Here is an 18310-nt window from a genome sequence, read left to right as displayed (position 1 = left end):
TAAATGCCAATTGCTACATTTTTAGTATGCCATAAACAAATTTCCTTCACATCGCTCTAATCAAATTCAGAGGTGTGGTCGTGTCTCTTTGAAGATTCAAATTATTTCTGTAACCTTTTATAAACAGTACCGTTTAATTATATAAAGAACCTAGGAGGTATGTACATGAAACTATTAATGTTTAGCTTTTCTCTGTTGTGTATATTTTGTGTTATTAGCTGTAGCCAACAAACAATAAAAAGTCAAAGTAATGAAGACACTATTATAAAAAAAGATCAAAAGACAATTCCAGTTCAGTTAGATGGAAGAATAATCGAAAGTATATCAATTTCAGAGATTGGAAAGGTTAACTCCGATGAAGAGGATCCTTATATTGTTTATTCTCAAGAAGAAATCGAGACAATTTCTACTTTTGCGGAAATGGTAAAACGAGGAGAACGAATAAAGGGTGTTGTTGATGTTTTAAAGTCAGATTATGCAGTTACTTTCATGTTTCAAGATAAATCCACTTCAAAATATTACATGAATCTAGGTGAAGATGAAGGTTCGATTATGAATCAAAATGACTCCAGTACAGTGTATATAATTCCTGAAGATTTAATCTTAAGTTTAAATCAATTAGTTTTACCGAATAACGAACAAGTAGCCCTGTGATAAGGGCTACTTGTTCTTTGGATTATAATTATCAACCTGCTGGAATAAACTATCTAAATATTCATCTACATTTTCTTTTGTAACGACGGTGATGATATCATCATTTTCTTCTGGTTTTTCCAAGGCTTCAATTAATCTGTCTGCTTTCTTATGATTAATATGAGTTAAATCAAACCATGTCCCTTCTACATTCTCTGTAATCGGAGAGATCATTTGAAAAGAATACACTTTATCAAACTGGTTTACCATCGCATGATACCATTTATCAAAGCCATCACGATAGCCTTCTATTTTCAACATAGCCACTAGTTTACGGGCTGGCATCGGTTCTGTAAACGGAACAAATTCTGTCGTTGGATTACTATCGATAATGTCCTGTAACATATCTTCATAATCAGGATTAAAGTCGTATTCTTCCATTTCTCTTTCTGACATCTTTTTTTCATATTCCTTGATTTTTTCTAGAATATCTGACCCATCTTGACCAGTAAATGCAACATTATTTCTTTTATATGCCCTGTGCCCTGTGAATTCACCTTTTGTAGACATTTTAATACTTTCCTTAGATTTTTGATAAGTATCATAAGAAAATAAAGAGGTATATCTGTAAAAGGGTTCATTTGTTGTTGAAATATGAACATCCGGATGTTCTCTTGTAATTTCGTGACCACTATGAGATGAGTTCAAATACATCTCCATATAGATTTTTTTGAATGGTCGGTCATTTTGTTTTTTCGCATATTCAATGTAATAAGGATACTCTAAAAATGATTGTGCACTTAATCCATAATTATAAGTAGGTTCACTAAAATGATACTGATTCATATAGGTTGTCCTGCTTGTTCCAATAAGCAAGTTATCATAATCAAACTCATCTCCAAATGTAATATCATTTGTTTTTTGCTGTCTTTCATTAAATCCTCGTTGCACACTATTGTACTTATTACTATGATCAAAATTCCATAATGGATCTACATACATATTAAATCCCATGATTGCACCAACGGGCAATCCTAAGAATAAAGTACCTGAGGAGATTAATAGTATAAGCCACTTCTTTGCATTCACCTCAAACACTCCTTTAAATTAGAAATTAAAATATAAAAATTCACTATTCTTATTAATGAAAAATATTACCACTAATGTAATAGCTACTAATAATTGTACAAAAGCTATATTGGTAAGATTTGTTTTAAAACCTTCTAATAATTCTATAGAGTTTCTACCAATAAATGAAATCAATAATAAAACAAACAAGCTTGCGACAATTATCTTTGGATTATCCAAATGAAAGAGTATAAAATCATATTCATTACCTGCAGCGAATATTTCCATTGGTTTATTAAAGAATTTTCGAATTGGATACTCATAATTATATTCAAACAAGAACATTTTTTTAATTATTGTATTTGCTTGATCAAAACTGGTTGCTCGAAAGTACACCCATGTTGTATTCACAAATATAAATGTAAGAAACCATGATACAACCCATGGGAATGAAAGATTGATTTTTTTCATTAACCGCACAATTACTGAAGCTATTCCATGAAGCATTCCCCAAATAATAAATGTCCATCCAGCGCCATGCCATATCCCACTAATAAAGAAAACTATTAATATATTGACATATGTTCTACTTATACCTTTACGATTTCCACCTAAAGGTATATAAATGTAATGTGTTAAAAAGCGAGTTAAAGTCATATGCCATCTGTTCCAAAAATCTTGGATATTACGGGCTTTATAAGGTGAAAAGAAATTAACTGGTAATTTAATATTAAATAAAAGTCCTATCCCTATTGCCATATCACAATAACCACTAAAGTCAAAATATAGTTGTGTTGTATAACTTAATGAAGTCAACCAAGCATCAATAGTACTTAAATTTTCGTAGTTTTGAAAACCTGCATTTGCCCAAATTGCTACCGTATCAGCAATTGCGACTTTTTTTGTTAATCCTATAATAAAAATAAATAAACCTCTAGCTATATTATCCCAGTTTATTCGTTTGTTTTCTTCATTTTCAAACTGAGGCATCATTTCTTTATGATGTACGATTGGTCCTGCTATTAATTGCGGAAAGAAAGTAACAAATAATAAATAAGTTGACAGCTTTGGGTCTGTGTAATTACCTTTATATCTGTCCACAAGATATGCTATTTGTTGAAAAGTAAAGAAACTAATCGCTAACGGCAACATGATATGAAGCATAGCAATTTCAGTTTGGAATACTGCATTGATATTTTTAATAAAAAAGTCGACATATTTAAAATAACCAAGTAAGCCTATATTAAATAAAATACCAAGGACTATTGCGCCTTTTCTAATTTTCCTATTCAAATTTTGAGAAAAACATTTTGAGATTGAAAAGTTCACAATCATTGATCCAACTATTAAAAAGATATAGATGGGATTCCAATATGCATAGAAGAATAATGAACATATTATTAACCATATTTTAGAAAATTTTCCCGAAGCAATCTTCGCTAAAATAAAATATCCTATAACTGCTACTGGTAAGAATACAAATATAAAAGGTACTGAATTAAACAACATAGATCTATGTTCCTTCCAACGATGAAATTATGAGTAAATAATCAGCTCTAAATAAATAGAGCTGATTATTTATTAAACTTTTTGATTTTTTCCAAGTATCTTTCTTACACTGCTTATTATTGGCTGATGTCCATTCATAACGATTCCGGATAATTCAGCAATTAGCTGAATACCGATAATAATCAATCCTAAAATAATCAATGACGTTAACATGGTTGCACTGTTAAAGATAATCGCCATAATACCGAAGAAGCCGCTAAATGCATAAATAATTAGCACAGAAGTTTGATGGCTGTAGCCCATATCGACTAGCTGGTAATGGATATGCTTGCGGTCAGCTGTACCTATATTTTGCTTATTGATCAAGCGACGCACAATGGCGAAGAGCGTATCAAAAATCGGTACAGCTATTATAATAATTGGTATGATAAAACTAAAAAAGGCGACATTCTTAAAGAGACCGAGCATGGATATGACGGAAATCGCATATCCTAAAAACAAAGCACCCGTGTCGCCCATAAAAATCTTGGCCGGATAGAAGTTATGGTATAGAAAACCAAGACAGCTTCCAACTAAAACCATTCCTAAATAAACAACAATCATACGGTAATCTGTGATCGCAATAATTAAAATGCTGGTTAAACCTATCGCTGATACGCCGGCGGCAAGTCCATCCAAACCATCGATAAGGTTAATGGCATTAGAGACACCGACAACCCATATAATGGTAAGAATTAAGCCGAATCCTTCTAATTGAACTGTTCCTACAAAAGGCAACGTTAATTTATCTATTACTAATCCAGAAGAAACAACAACAAGCGCAGCGGCAAGTTGCCCGATTAATTTCTGATATGCTTTTAGTCCGACTATATCATCAATAACTCCTGTAATAATAATGATGATACCACCAATGATAATCTCTAGCATATGCGGATGCTGTGGTTGTAAATAAAGTAAGCCTGCAACAACCCCCAATACAATGGCTAGACCACCTAATCGTGCTTTGGCACCATTATGTTTTTTTCTTTCACCTGGTAGGTCTACAGCTTTTACCTTAAATGCAAATTTTTTGATAAGAGGAGTTGACGCAAATGCTACGGTAGCAGATATTAGAAACGCTACGATTAACTCCGTTATGTTAAACATATTCACACCTACTTAAATTAATGGAAATCCTATTAACGAATTTTAACATATTTTCTTATATCGTTGTACAAATATCTTGCACCATTATAGCATGATTTTACTCCATGTATACTATAAATATACGATTTAAATGATTAAATCCAGACCGTTTCTTCATAATTAATCTCTACTATACAGATCACGTGTATACACTTTATCTTTCACAGCTTTTAATTCATCTGTTAAACGGTTCGCAACAATCACATCTGCAACTTCTGTAAAAGTATCAAAATCGTTGATTACTTTAGAATTAAAGAATGTTTCATCATGTAGGTTTGGTTCGTATACGGCGACTTCCACACCTTCTGCTTTCAAACGTTTCATGACACCTTGAATAGCAGATTGTCTGAAGTTATCAGAATTTGTTTTCATTGTTAAGCGATAAATACCAACTACTTTTGGATTCTTTGCTAAAATACTGGATGCGATATGATCCTTACGGGTACGATTCGCATCTACAATCGCTGCCATAATATTATTTGGTACGTCTTGGTAATTTGCCAGTAATTGTTTTGTATCTTTAGGCAGACAATAGCCACCATAACCGAAAGAAGGATTATTATAATGTTTGCCGATTCTTGGATCTAAACCAACTCCTTCAATAATTTGTTTCGTATTGAGACCACGTACCTCGGCATAGGTATCTAACTCATTAAAGAAAGCAACTCGCATCGCTAAATAAGTGTTCGCAAATAGTTTGATCGCTTCCGCTTCTGTTGAATTAGTAAAAAGGATATCAATATCTTCTTTGATTGCACCATTTGTCAACAAATCTGCGAAGATACGAGCACGTTCTGATTGTTCTCCTACAACAATACGAGAGGGATATAAATTATCATACAGCGCTTTTCCTTCTCTTAAAAACTCTGGTGAAAAGATGATGTTCTCTGTTTGAAACTTTTCACGCAATTCTAACGTATATCCAACAGGTATCGTTGATTTAATTACCATCGTTGCATCTGGGTTAATAGATAACACCGTATCAATCACTTTTTCTACAGTTGATGTATCAAAATAATTTTTATCAGGGTCATAGTTCGTAGGGGTTGATATTATCACATAGCTTGCATTATGGTAAGCTTGCTTTGGATCTGTTGTTGCTGTTAAATTTAATTCTTTGTTTGCCAGAAAATCTTCAATCTCTGGATCAATAATTGGAGATTTTTTATTATTAATAAGTTGTACTTTTTCTTCTACTATATCTAAAGCATATACTTCATTATGCTGTGCCAATAATATTGCATTTGATAACCCAACATAGCCTGTTCCTGCTACAGCTATTTTCATATGATTTCGTCCCTTCTATACACTATTGTAATCATATATCATCTTATCACATTTTATATATATAACATAGGATCTAATTATTTCATTAATACATTGTAACTTTTGTTGCAAAATGACGTCTAATATATTAAATTGTAAAATTTTTTCTGAAATCCAATTTACGTCCACATCATTTCATAGTAAAATGATAGTTAGTGTGGGCTATTCTAGAAATCGGGGGAAATACGATGTCAAAAAAAGATGTGAATTCCAGAATTCAAATAAAAGAAAAGAAAAAGAAAAGTAAACGTAAGAAAATTTTATTCTTTATTTTCGTACCTTTAATTATATTAATTGGCGCTGTCTCTGCTTATGCAATTAACTTAGTCAATGAAGCAGAAAAAGCCGTGTCAGATTCTTATGAAAGTGATGGGCGTGACGATAATAAATCAGAATTACGTGCAAAAGAGGTCGATCCTACAGAGGATCATGTGTCCGTATTATTTATCGGTGTAGATGATAGTGAACACAGAGGAGAAAAGAATGAACCTGTTCGATCTGACGCATTAATCTTAGCTACCCTAAACAAAAATGATAATAGTGTAAAAATGCTGAGTATCCCTCGTGATTCATATGTTTATGTCCCTGAAGTCGGTTATGAAGACAAAATAACGCATGCCCATGCATTTGGTGGCGTTCATGCGACGATAGAAACGGTAGAATCTTTCTTAGATGTTCCTGTTGACTACTACGTGAAGTTGAATTTTAATGCCTTTGTTGATGTCATTGATGCAATCGGTGGTGTAAAAATGGAAGTTCCATTTGAATTTACCGAATCCGATTCAAATGATAAGCGTGACTCCATTCATCTTCTTCCTGGTGAGCAGAATTTAAATGGTGAAGAAGCATTAGCGTTAGCTAGAACAAGGAAAATTGATAATGATATAGAACGCGGTAAAAGACAACAAGAAATCATGAAAGCTGTTATTAATAAAGCAACATCTGTTAATTCTGTATTTAAACTAGATGATGCGATTCAAGCTGTCGGTAGCAACATGACGACAAACTTAACATTTGATGAAATGAAAGCTTTCTTATCTTATGGTACATCTGGTAACATTGATATGGAAACATTGAATCTTGAAGGCAGTGACCTCTGGTTAAATAATATTTATTATTATGGTCTTGATGAACAACACCTTGCGAAGACGAAGGAAATTTTACAGACACATTTGGATTTAACTGATGAAGAAAATGTCGAGGGGACAGAGGACTCAGAAACTTATGAGGCAAGTTGAATTTACTACAGATACTTTGATGCAATAAATAAAACCGAACTTCTGAGAAGTTCGGTTTTATTTTATACTTATTTAGATACTAAATGGAATGAACTTGCAACTGCTTTAGCTGTTGTTTCTCCTATTTTTTTCAAGTAAGCTTCACTACTTAATAATTTATTTTCCGATTTATTGTCTATAAATAAATACTCCATTAAAATCGCCGGCATGTTAGTATTTCTTAATACATTGAAGTTTGCTTGTTTCATACCACGGTCCTTAAAGCCCATTTCACCAACAAGATATGTGTGAATTTCTTTTTGCAAGTTCTTGGTCAAGCTTGATATATTACCATTATGGATATAACTCTCAAATCCGCTTGCTTTTCCATCGAACGCATTCGTATGAAAACTAACAAAATAGTCAGCTCTCCAATTATTAGCTAATTGAGATCTTGCTTCGAGTCCTACGAAAGTATCAACCGAACGAGAAAGTTTAACTTCTACACCTTGATAATTCTTCTCTAAATAGTTTTTAGTATAATTAGCGATTTTTAATACAACTTTCTTCTCTTCTAGACCATAACCAGAACCTCCTGGATCACTACCACCATGACCAGGATCTAGGAATATTTTCACGGTACTTTCTGGAACTTTAGACTGCTTTGCTAAGGATTTGTTTTCTTTTGCCATATCTTTGATATCATCTGAAACAAATGGTGATGCTGTTATTTTGTTATATCTGCGAATTGCAACATCAAATTTTCTAGCTTCATGTTGTGCTGTAGCCCAAGAATAAAGATTAAGAGCACTAGAATTCACACCTGCATTAATTCGTGAATCATTAGGATATAGAATGGCTCCCGCTTCATATGCATCAAATATTCCTGATGCTGTCGTTTTCGCTTCTGCTTCTTTCAATAAATAATCAGCGGAAGGAATTTTATTGGACTTTTTAGCATATGCTAGCTTAATCTCTATTTCTTTCAATAACATTTTATCAAGTCTTGGTACCTTTAACAGTATCTCATAACGATCAATAGCAGTTGTATAATTATCGCTATTATGTTGGGATGTAGCCCAGGATAACAAATTACTAGCTCCATAGGTTACACCTTCGATAATTTGATCGTTTTCCGGATAAAAAGCTAATGCTTCTAAATAAGCATTTAGTATTCCCGATGCTGTCGTCTGCTGCTCCGCATAATGCAACATCTCATTTGCAGTTGGGATCTTTTTATTTTCTTTTGCGTATTTTAATTTTGTCTCTGCTTCTCTAATATACTTATCTCCTACTGCCGGTTTTTCCAAGATTTTTTCATATCTAGCAATCGCAGTTTGGTATTCACCCTCATTTTGTTTACCAGTTGCCCATGATAAATAAGATGAAATAACATCATTTATTGCTACTTCGATAGCTGTATTACTTTCATCGAAGTAATAATAAGCTCTAACAAGTACTTCTAACTTCTGTGACAAAATATTTTGATTTAATGCATTTTCAATCATTTGTGAAGGTGTAGGAATACTTTTATTGCCCTCTGCATAACTTAATTGAAGTGTAATTTTATTTCGAAGTTTATCTGAAATATTTGGAACTTCTAGTAACTTTAGATACCGAGCAGTTGCCACAGCAAAATTGCTCTTATTATGCTGATTGGTTGCCCATTCATATAGTCCATCAGCACCTTCTTGTACTCCATTTACAAAGCGTTGATCGTTAGGATAAAATTTATACCCTTCTAGATACAAATCTAGAATCCCTGAGGCTGTTGATGCATTTTTTGCAGCTTTATAAATTACATCAGATGACCTTTTTCCAGCTTTCGCATCATCTAGTCTTTGTTTCACTTGGTTAATGATGTTATCATTTACTAGTGATGCATTTAATATTTTTTCATATCGAGTTAGAGCTGTTGAATAATCTCCTTGATCATGTTTATTTTTTGCCCAATCAAACAGATTTTCTTGACTTGCTAAGAACCCCTTGACTATACGGCTGTCTTCTGGATACCAAACATAAGCTTCTTGATAGGAATCCATTAATCCTGATGCAGTTGTTTGTTTCCTCGCTCTATCATATAAATCATCAGCTTTCGGAATAAACTTTTCATTTTCAGCTAATTGAAGGAACTTCTCCGTTTTCATTTGTAATTCAGACGATATACCCTCAATTTCCAATATAAACAAATACCTATCAATTGCCGTTCCAAAATGACTATTATTCTGTTTATTACTCGCCCAATTCAATAGATTTTCAACACTAGTTTGTAAGCCTCTTTGAAAACGAATATCATCTGGATAAAACTCCAGTCCCTCCACATTAAGGCGAACTTTACCAGTAACTGTTTTTTCCTGTTTGGCCATATCATAAATGACATCTGATGGTCGCTTGCCACTTTGAGTATCTGCTAATCTTTGTTTGACCTGATCCTCAATTTCATTGTTAATGATTGGAGCAGCTAGTAGCTTATTATATCTGGACTCTGCTGTGTCATATCTAGCTTGATCGTGTTGATTTTTTGCCCAATTAAATAATGCTTTTTGGCTTTTAAAGAATCCATTTATGATTTGATCATCATATGGATACCATTTATAAGCTTCTAAGTAAGCATCAAAAATTCCTGAAACAGTCGTTTCTTGTTGTATTTTATTCTCCAAGTTAGATTGTAAAGGTATTTTGTTCAGAGTATTTGCTTGTTCTAGATATTTTTTTGTAAGTTCTACGATATCTGACTTTACTCCATTGGTGCCTAAAATAGTTTGATAACGATCTTTCGCAATTTCATATTTACCATTATTTTGTTTTTTGCTAGCCCAATCCAACAAATTTAATACACTATCTTGAAGACCATGTTCAAACCTATCATCATTGGGATATTGTTGATACCCTTGTTCAAATAACTTGACTTTACTTGTGGCTGATCTTTCATTTTTTGCTTGTTCATATAGCTTATCTGCTGTTAACGAAGAACTTATTTGCATTGTCTGTAATGATGTTTTTTCTTCACCATCTGAAACATCTTTGTCTTTGCTTTCCACAAGCTCTCTTTTCACATCTTGTTCTTTAGACTGTTCATCCACATTACCTTCAATCTTATTTCCTTCTTCTTCTGATTCCTTAGTAATATTTTCTTCGTTGGTCGCAATATTTTTCTCCTCTGTTTCAATAAACACCTCGTTCTCATTTGTTGTTTCCGCATAAAGGGTTGTGGATGTACCCAAAAATAACGTGATACTAAGTACCAAAACTAGCTTTTTCATTACATCTCCCTTTCTCGTGAACTAAGTAAATAATGATGATAAGCAACCATTTACATTATAACAAATTCAGACAATAAGTAATAGAACCAATGATTCATTTTACTAGAATTTAACTATTATAATGGTCTATTATAGAAGTGTTAAAGTAGGTTAATTGAACTAAACAAATCCAAAAATACACCCCAAAAGTTAAGCATTGCACTCGAACTTTTGAGGTGTAGCAACCGAAAACGTATATTTGTATTCAACATAATGGTATATTTCATTCGGTTCTAAATGATATAGATTTAAGCTATAACTATATCATTTAGAACTTTGATCTCCACCGCTATTTTATAATAAATTGAGAGCTTTTTCTATATGTTTTAACGTTTCTTTTTTCTTAAGTGGATTATGTCCAGACTTTTTATCTGCATATAGTATGACCTCTATTTTTTCATTAAAATTCATGGCATCAATATCCTTTAAACCTAAAATAAAAGGATCAAGGTGATGTGTTATATCCCGGGTGCTTGAAATATTTTGTAAATAAATAATTCTAGGTACAACTTCCTTTTCTTTATAAAAATGGATTACATTCAATCGTTTTTTGTACTTCTTAATAATGTCTTCTCTATTCATATCAGGTAATGTACTTAAAAACAGGGCATTTACATGTCGTTCATAATAATTCCATACTATTGTTTGAGGGTTATTTACCAATACAATTGGTTCCTTTAAAAGCCCCCCTAACATCAAAGACATAAACCCACCAGCAGAACTTCCATATAGTAAAGTTTTATTTAAAGATATATTTAGGTTCATTAATAAATATTTAATAATAGTAGAAATTTCTTCTAAATAATGGACATCTTCTCGTCCAAATCCCCAACCTATATTTATATTTCCATGGTATAAAGTAGGGTCGTTATAATATATAAGATTCTCTCCAAAATCCCCTAACCATTTATGTCTTTGGAAAATAGGTGGTTGTAACTCTGAACTTGCATCATAAGCTCCAGATCCAAGGACAATAGCTTTATCGTTGTCCATATTCGTTTTAAGTAAAAATTCAAAGTGTATACCTTCTTTTTCAACATCAAGAATAAAAGGTTCCTCTTGGACAAGTATTTCATTTTCTAACTGATGAAAAGAAATACTTCTTTTTTTAAAACCATTCATAAATTAATTCCCCTTAAACACTAGATTTAAATATCGAATTTACTTTTCCATTTAGCTGAAATATTACATACATTTAGTAAATTTTTCTCTCTTAATTTTTTACTTTCCTCACTTATTTCTTTATTTTCTATTATAAAAGACTCATGAGAATCGATATTAGGTCCACCATCTAGAACGTAATCTAAAACATGCGAGGTATATACAAGGGTAGTACCTGTATTTACTTCTTCATTAGGAATCAGTAATGCTACATCATACTTGTTACATAGCTTATAAACCTCGTCAATAATTGGGCTTTTAATGTCATTTTGATAATATGGCCAATGATATATAGCCATTTTTTTATTTTTTTCACCAGCATCATTCATATTTCGTAAAATAGATTGTATGCTTTCCTCTGATGCAAAATCTCCTATAAATACAAAGTCATAAGTTAAGTCCTCTGGTTTTTTATTCATGATAGGAATCGGCCTAGGAAATTTTTTATTATATCTTTTCGGATCAACAAATAAATCTTTTTCGTTCTCTACATTATTCTGCCACCATTCTCCTGCTTCTCTATAAATTCTCCTTAATCCAAATCTTATTGTTTTAACATGGGTTTGACTTGTCCCAGTTAAAGAACTTTCACTAAATAAAGCTAAAGATAAAGGTACATTAGGTTCTACTAGAGCTAGACTATCTTCCCCAAATGCCTTTTGGAGTCTCCATAAAAATTCCGTGTCTCCTGCTACTCTTACACTATCCCATCCACCAATAACTGAAATAACCTTTCTATCGAATAATAAAGAAGAGGTATTCATAATAAGAAATCTTTTACTTAGAAGAGATCCTGCATTAATAGGCAATAGTTCATTTGAAATTCTAATTAAATTAGAAAAAGAACCTATAACATTTGGTTTTTTTAATATTTCAGTTAATTGGATTTCCAACTTCTGAGGATGAGACCAATCATCGCTATCATGAACCGTTATATAATCACCTGTTGCCTGAAGAAGTCCTTCATTTCTTGCTGCATATGCACCTTCGTTTCTTTCTTTTCTAATTAATTTTACTCTTGAGTCTCTTTTAACAAACTCCTGAACGATCCCAGCTGTATTATCTGGGCTGCAATCATCCACAACAATTATTTCAATATTTTTTACTGTTTGTTCTAACAAACTATTGAGAGCAATATGTATCGAATCTTCCGCTTTGAAAGCAGGAACAATGATACTAATTTTATATTGATTTAGATTAGAATCAGCCTTTTTTGAGTTAGATATTAAGTTATCTAATGCTAAATTTCTTTCCTTATCTCTTTTTTCAACTAATGTATAGCCATGTTTTTCATAAATTAAATTTAACCATTTTAATTTGCTTTCAGGCGATTTTTCTACATGAGCCATTGCTAAAATAAACTCAGAATTAAAACCAACATCTTCAGAAATATTCCATAATTTATTTTTTGCCAAATCCAATTGTCCTTGGCTTCTTAAAACTTTTATTTCTGATATTGTGTTACTTAAAAAAGTGTTTTTTCTCATATCAAATTCGTTTACATATTTTATTTCCTCCAAAGCACGATCATAATCTTGCAAGTCATAGTACCATTTGGCTAAAATCCAAGCTGCTCTTATTTTTATATTTGTTGGTTCTGATAAAGAATTTTTTATATCTTCTACTTCCGGTAATGCGTATTTAGAGAAACCTCCCCATAATGCCTTTTCAAGTTGTTTTATTTTTTCTAATGAACCTTTTCCTGACTTTTTATTATTAGTTTTTATATTGAATTCTTCTTTATATTTCTTACCTTTGAGAGAAGCAATAGTATATCTAATAGGAAATGTCAATCTCCAAATTCTGCTATTTTCTATTCTTCTAAGCTTCTTTTCTTCTTTCTTTTTTCTTGATAATTCCTTTCTATATAAATCATCCGTTGTTTCTGACTTTAAGTTCAATTCATTAAATTTATTTATTAGTTTCTTTTCCTTTTTTTCTTCTTCTTCTAAGCGCAATTCTAATTCTTTGAGTTGTTTTTGTAATTCATTGAATTTTTTCTGCTTATTGATATTTGTTTGTTCTGAAGTCAAAATATAGCCCTCCGATAAGTTAATATCATATTTATTTAACAAGCTTTTTGATTCTGCGTATTGGATCAGTCACTTTCCATGCACGGCTATTTTGAATCTTAGTATATTGTCTTTTACAATATTTCTGCTTATTACGAAACAAAACTATTTTTTCTGATTGTTTTTTAATTTGATCTTCTAAGGCTTTAATTTTTTGCCTTTTTGATTTATTCTCGTTTCTTAGCTCTTTTAGTCGAGTTTCAATATCTCTTATTGCAAATTCTGTCTCTAATATTTCATGATTCATTTCTTGTTCTTTTCTCAGTAAGTCTATTGTGTTCAGTAATAAATTCTGGTTGGAGTTACCATATTCACTATTCATTTTTATTTCTTTAGTATACCCCTCTTTCACATTTTGTAAGGCTTTCTTATAATTAACTGGTTCATCTTGATAGTAACAAATAAGTCTCCTATGTTTGCCTTTCTTGATATCCCTTAATGGTTCTTCAACTATTATATAATAACTAGGTTCTCTTCCAAACCATTTATTTACTTTATCTAAATCTACTGGGTCATGGATGTGCTCATCTTCTGAACCTTCAATCCAATTATAAGGTACGGATATTAACAACCTATCCGAAACCTCAAGTAACTTTTTTGCAAATTCATCCACTTTTGGAATATGTTCTAATACTTGAAGACAAGTTACAAAATCGAATCTATTTTCAGGATTAAACTCCAAGAAATCCATTTCTATCGAGGTAACGTTCGGGGAAGAATAGGGTTTACTTATATCTAATGTATACTTATCAGATATCCAATCGAAATTCTCAATATATGCTGTATTAGCTGTTCCTACATCAAGGATATTTTTTGCATTTATTGCAAATGCTCTCACTAAAAAGTCAATGTATTGGTAATACATCATGTTAGTCCTTCTATTCCAATAAGTGTCATTAACTCCTACTTTGTAATTCAAAACGTTAACCTCCATTAAATTTTAGGATATTTGATGAAATGCTCATAATGTATCATACCATAAGGTTTTTTTTTTGGGAAGATTCACGAAATAAAAGAAAAAGATCCCTGTCACTGCAGGGATCCTTAGTTATATTATCTGTAGTTCGGAATATCAAAATGAAGTATCGGATTATCCAATTGACTGTACAGATATTTTATATTACTTATTTGTTTGGTTGCCCATGCCATATCTGTTGCATATTGCGGATAGCCTGGATTTGCTGGGTTCCACCTCATTTTGTAAAGGGTATTTTGTTTATAACTATTATGAATGTAAGATCCACCAATAAACTTAGCACCACCCATAATTGCCGCTTCTGGCGAAAACCAACCTTCTCTATATGCTTTAAAAGCACCTAGTCTTTTTGCATCGCTATCTGCTGCTCCAATTCCAAACATGTTATAAGTAGTTCTAATATTGGATAAACTATCTTTGTTTTTAGAATTCACTAGTTTGAGATTTCCATTTGAATCTTTACCGACCTTAATTCCATTAGCTAAATCAGAAGTACCATGACCTGTTTCCAGTATTGCGTGTGAAATTAAGTAAATCTCATTAACAGAATGTTCTAATCCTGCTTCAATAAACACCTGACCTTTTCCTGATAAAATACCTTTTCCTGAAAGTATATTATTTAGTTGTGTATTTGACACTCCAGGGCTAGAAGTCAATACTAAGTGTTGATAAAGATCGTTATTTTCAGGGTCTAAGTATGTTACTACATCTGAGGCTTTTGCATTTCGCCAAGCACCTAGACTAATTTCATACCATGTATTGCTTCCGTTCCACGTTTCACCTCTCACACTCTTAATTACCGATATTTTCTCACCTTTATTATATGAGGTATAAATATGGCTATCAGGATTAGTAGAGGCATAAATATTCGCATTTTTTTCTACTTTCCCAGAACTAGACACGAATGAACTATGAATATAAGCAGGTTGATTTCGGTATTTATCAGTTTGAGGCGGTGTAGACAAACTCATCTGAGAACTAAGAGCTTCCATTAAAGAAACATTATAGTTGCTATTTTCAATAACTTGTCTAGTAGGCACTTTAGACTGCTCTGCTAAAGTTTTGTTTCTTTCCGCAATATCTTTAACACTATCAGATACTTCGGGCGAAGCAAGTAATTTATTGTATCGATCAATTGCAACATCAAATCTAGTATTCTCATGTTGTTTCATTGCCCATAATAATAGATTTAATGCACTAGAATTCAACCCAGTGAAAAACCTATTTTCATTCGGATATAATATAGTGCCTTCTTCAAACAGCTCAAATTTAGTAGAAGCACTATCACTCCGATCGGCTTGCATATATAAGTAATCTGAGGATGGGAAGCCACCTCTATTTAAGGCATATTTTAATTTAATTTCTGCCTCCTTTGATATTGTGTTTTCTACTTTAGGTGCTGATAGTATCTTTTGATAACGATCTATTGCCGTATCATAGTTACTATTTTGATGTTGTTTAGTTGCCCAATCTAACAATGCTTGTGCTCCACCGTTTATTCCCTCTATAAACCTGGAATCACTAGGATATAAAATGTATCCATCAATATATGATTCTAGGATTTTTGATGCACTAGTTTGATCTTGTGCAATTTCTAGTAATTCTTCACTTGAAGGTAAAATATTCTCTTCCTGTGCATAATTTAATTTCATTTGAGCTGATTTTTTTAGCTCTTTAGAGACTGCTAGTGTATCTATAATAGTCTTGTATCGAGCTGATGCGATCCCGTAATCTCCTTCATTATGCTTACTTGTAGCCCAATCTAACATTGACTCGGCAACTTCATTAATAGCGTCAATTAACGATTGTTCTCCTTTATAGATAGCATAACCGTCTGTTAGTAAATCTAGACGTGCACTCAAAGTATTTAGATTCATAGCTTCTGTTATTAAATTAGAAACAGAAGGAATTAATTTATTTTTCTCTGCATAACCTAATTGAAATGTTACTTGATCAGAAAGTTCATTTGTAATAAGTGGTAGATTTAATATATATATATATCTATCTTCTGCAGTTGCATAATTACCTTTTTGATGTTTTTTTGTAGCCCATTCAAATAGAGTTTGACTACTTTTTTTTAGACCTTCTTCAAAGCGTTTATCATTTGGATAGAAATTATAACCTTCTGCAAAGAGATCTACAGTTCCTGAAGCAGTTGTTTCTTCTTGGGCAGCTTTATATATAACATCTGCTGGCCGTTTACCATTTTGAGCATCTTCTAGTTTACTTTCAACTTGTTTCAGAATATCCTGATTTTTTATAGAAGCACTTAGAATCATATTATATCTTTCGATAGCCGTTTCGTACCTTGCTCTATCATGTTGTAACTTCGCCCAGTTAAACAATTGTTTTTGACTATCCAGAAATCCTTGATGAAATCGATCATCCTCTGGATATAAACCATAAGCTACTTCATAAGCATTAAAGATACCTGAAACGGTTGTTTCTTTTTGTGCGCTTTTATACAACTTATCTGCTGATGGTATTTGCTGCTGATTTTCTGCTAATTCTAAATAATTTGATGTTTGCATTTTTAAATTATCGGTGATTTTTGGTGTACTTAAGATTATTTGATATCTCTCAATAGCTGTTTCATAATCACCATTATTTTGGTTTTTCCTTGCCCAATTCAATAAATTTTTAGCACTTTGATTAATTCCGTTGTGGAAACGGGTATCATTGGGATAGAATTCATACCCTTCAAGATACAAATTAAGTTGTCCGGATGCTGTTCGTTCATTAACTGCTAATCCATAAATAACATCTGCCGGTCTCTTTCCTTTTTGTGCATACTGAAGACGTTGTTTTACATTTTTATGGATCTCTTGATGAACTAAGGGTGCGCTTAAAATCATTTCATAACGTTCAATAGCTATTTCATATCCTGCTTTATCATGTTGCTTTTTCGCCCAATCAAACAAAGACTCTTGACTATTTAAAAATCCTTCATATATTTTTTCATCAAAAGGATGCCACTTATACGCATTAAGAAAAGTATTAAATATACCTGAGACTGTTGTCTCTTTTTGAGTTTCTTCATATAGTGTGTCAGCAGATGGAATGGCTTTGTTTGCTTGAGCATGCTCTAAATATTTTTGCGTTAAATTAACTATTTCGTCTTTTACACCATAAGTTTCGATTATAGTTTGATAGCGATCAATAGCTGTTTCAAATTCATCACGATTCTGTTTTTTTCTTGCCCAATCTAAGAGTGATAGCGCACTCGATTGCACACCTTGCTCAAATCTGGAATCATTAGGGTATTGTTCCATTCCTTGAGCAAATAGTTCTAACTTCCCTGTAGCAGTTCGTTCTTCTTTGGCCATTTCATATAGTTCATCGGGTGATGATGGTTGAGCTGTAGTTTGCATTGTAGTAACCTGTTTATCTACTACTACTTCTTCATCACTAGCTTTTGTTTCTCCGTTAGCTTCTTGTTCATCTAGCTGTTCTTCTTCACTAACCTCAGTTTCTTCATCAGTTAGTTCTTCTTTACTAATAGATTGTTCAGTCTCATCTGAATTTTCGTCTACCTCATTTTGTCCTAATTCATCGCTTTTATTATTTGTAGTACTCTCTTCTGTATTTTCAGAATCACTTTGAATACTACTATCCTTATTAATTATTTGCTCATTGTTCACCTCCTCTGTTGTTTCAGCATAAATTATTGGAGATGAGACCATAAACAATGTAATTGTACTAACTATGCAAACAAACCTTTTCATTCAATCTTCCTTTCTGACATTAAAATTACAGCTATCAACCATATATTTATTATATCAAAATCAAGCTTATAGTAGTATATATAATTTCAATTAATATGACGAAATGCCAATAACCGACAGTTTTTTGTAGTTATTT

General features: G+C 32.2%; 11 protein-coding genes. 2 read left to right on the top strand and 9 right to left on the bottom strand.

Features of this window, described 5'->3' with window-relative positions:
* Positions 1 to 165 precede the first annotated feature (165 nt).
* On the top strand, positions 166 to 654 hold the full coding sequence (locus tag GH715_RS17455) for a YhfM domain-containing protein (RefSeq protein WP_153836440.1): 489 nt from the start codon (positions 166 to 168) through the stop codon (positions 652 to 654).
* A gap of 6 nt (positions 655 to 660) precedes the next feature.
* Here GH715_RS17455 and GH715_RS17450 read toward each other — a convergent pair whose 3' ends face one another.
* The 4 genes from GH715_RS17450 to GH715_RS17435 all read right to left on the bottom strand — a co-directional run bounded on the left by GH715_RS17450 (position 661) and on the right by GH715_RS17435 (position 5682).
* Positions 661 to 1722 carry a hypothetical protein gene (locus GH715_RS17450; protein ID WP_153836441.1) on the bottom strand — a complete coding sequence of 354 codons (1062 nt, stop codon included), beginning with the start codon at positions 1720 to 1722 and terminating at the stop codon, positions 661 to 663.
* Between the two features lie 18 nt (positions 1723 to 1740).
* Positions 1741 to 3210 carry an MBOAT family O-acyltransferase gene (locus tag GH715_RS17445; protein ID WP_153836442.1) on the bottom strand — a complete coding sequence of 490 codons (1470 nt, stop codon included), beginning with the start codon at positions 3208 to 3210 and terminating at the stop codon, positions 1741 to 1743.
* A gap of 72 nt (positions 3211 to 3282) precedes the next feature.
* Positions 3283 to 4356, bottom strand: coding sequence for a glycosyltransferase family 4 protein (locus tag GH715_RS17440; RefSeq protein ID WP_153836443.1), 1074 nt, complete (start codon positions 4354 to 4356; stop codon positions 3283 to 3285).
* Between the two features lie 159 nt (positions 4357 to 4515).
* Positions 4516 to 5682 carry a nucleotide sugar dehydrogenase gene (locus GH715_RS17435; protein WP_153836444.1) on the bottom strand — a complete coding sequence of 389 codons (1167 nt, stop codon included), beginning with the start codon at positions 5680 to 5682 and terminating at the stop codon, positions 4516 to 4518.
* Positions 5683 to 5909: 227 nt separating this feature from the next.
* On the opposite strand from GH715_RS17435, the gene GH715_RS17430 reads away from it, so the two are divergent.
* Entirely contained in the window at positions 5910 to 6959 is a 1050-nt protein-coding gene (locus tag GH715_RS17430; RefSeq protein WP_153836445.1) for an LCP family protein, read from the top strand.
* Between the two features lie 68 nt (positions 6960 to 7027).
* Here GH715_RS17430 and GH715_RS17425 read toward each other — a convergent pair whose 3' ends face one another.
* The 5 genes from GH715_RS17425 to GH715_RS17405 all read right to left on the bottom strand — a co-directional run bounded on the left by GH715_RS17425 (position 7028) and on the right by GH715_RS17405 (position 18174).
* Complete coding sequence (locus GH715_RS17425) at positions 7028 to 10201, bottom strand: N-acetylmuramoyl-L-alanine amidase family protein (protein WP_153836446.1); 3174 nt, start codon at positions 10199 to 10201, stop codon at positions 7028 to 7030.
* Positions 10202 to 10534: 333 nt separating this feature from the next.
* The gene (locus GH715_RS17420) at positions 10535 to 11362 is read right to left on the bottom strand and encodes a glycosyl transferase family 2 (RefSeq protein ID WP_153836447.1); all 828 of its coding nucleotides are present in this window, start codon (positions 11360 to 11362) and stop codon (positions 10535 to 10537) included.
* A 26-nt stretch (positions 11363 to 11388) separates the two neighbouring features.
* The gene (locus tag GH715_RS17415) at positions 11389 to 13434 is read right to left on the bottom strand and encodes a glycosyltransferase family 2 protein (RefSeq protein ID WP_153836448.1); all 2046 of its coding nucleotides are present in this window, start codon (positions 13432 to 13434) and stop codon (positions 11389 to 11391) included.
* 31 nt (positions 13435 to 13465) lie between these two features.
* Positions 13466 to 14392, bottom strand: coding sequence for a class I SAM-dependent methyltransferase (locus tag GH715_RS17410; RefSeq protein ID WP_163578737.1), 927 nt, complete (start codon positions 14390 to 14392; stop codon positions 13466 to 13468).
* Positions 14393 to 14526: 134 nt separating this feature from the next.
* Positions 14527 to 18174 carry an N-acetylglucosaminidase gene (locus GH715_RS17405; RefSeq protein WP_228760337.1) on the bottom strand — a complete coding sequence of 1216 codons (3648 nt, stop codon included), beginning with the start codon at positions 18172 to 18174 and terminating at the stop codon, positions 14527 to 14529.
* Positions 18175 to 18310: the final 136 nt, after the last annotated feature.

The sequence above is a fragment of the Gracilibacillus thailandensis genome (genome assembly GCF_010994055.1).
Taxonomy (GTDB): Bacteria; Bacillota; Bacilli; order Bacillales; family Amphibacillaceae; genus Gracilibacillus; species Gracilibacillus lacisalsi.
The sequence above is the reverse complement of the archived record's forward strand: the minus strand, read 5'-3'. Positions and strand labels throughout refer to the sequence as shown.

Bases quoted from the DNA above. Each gene is read 5' to 3' on its own strand.
- GH715_RS17455 (WP_153836440.1), top strand. From the start codon at position 166: ATGAAACTATTAATGTTTAGCTTTTCTCTGTTGTGTATATTTTGTGTT.
- GH715_RS17405 (WP_228760337.1), bottom strand. From the start codon at position 18,174: ATGAAAAGGTTTGTTTGCATAGTTAGTACAATTACATTGTTTATGGTC.
- GH715_RS17425 (WP_153836446.1), bottom strand. From the start codon at position 10,201: ATGAAAAAGCTAGTTTTGGTACTTAGTATCACGTTATTTTTGGGTACA.
- GH715_RS17420 (WP_153836447.1), bottom strand. From the start codon at position 11,362: ATGAATGGTTTTAAAAAAAGAAGTATTTCTTTTCATCAGTTAGAAAAT.
- GH715_RS17445 (WP_153836442.1), bottom strand. From the start codon at position 3,210: ATGTTGTTTAATTCAGTACCTTTTATATTTGTATTCTTACCAGTAGCA.
- GH715_RS17430 (WP_153836445.1), top strand. From the start codon at position 5,910: ATGTCAAAAAAAGATGTGAATTCCAGAATTCAAATAAAAGAAAAGAAA.
- GH715_RS17435 (WP_153836444.1), bottom strand. From the start codon at position 5,682: ATGAAAATAGCTGTAGCAGGAACAGGCTATGTTGGGTTATCAAATGCA.
- GH715_RS17440 (WP_153836443.1), bottom strand. From the start codon at position 4,356: ATGTTTAACATAACGGAGTTAATCGTAGCGTTTCTAATATCTGCTACC.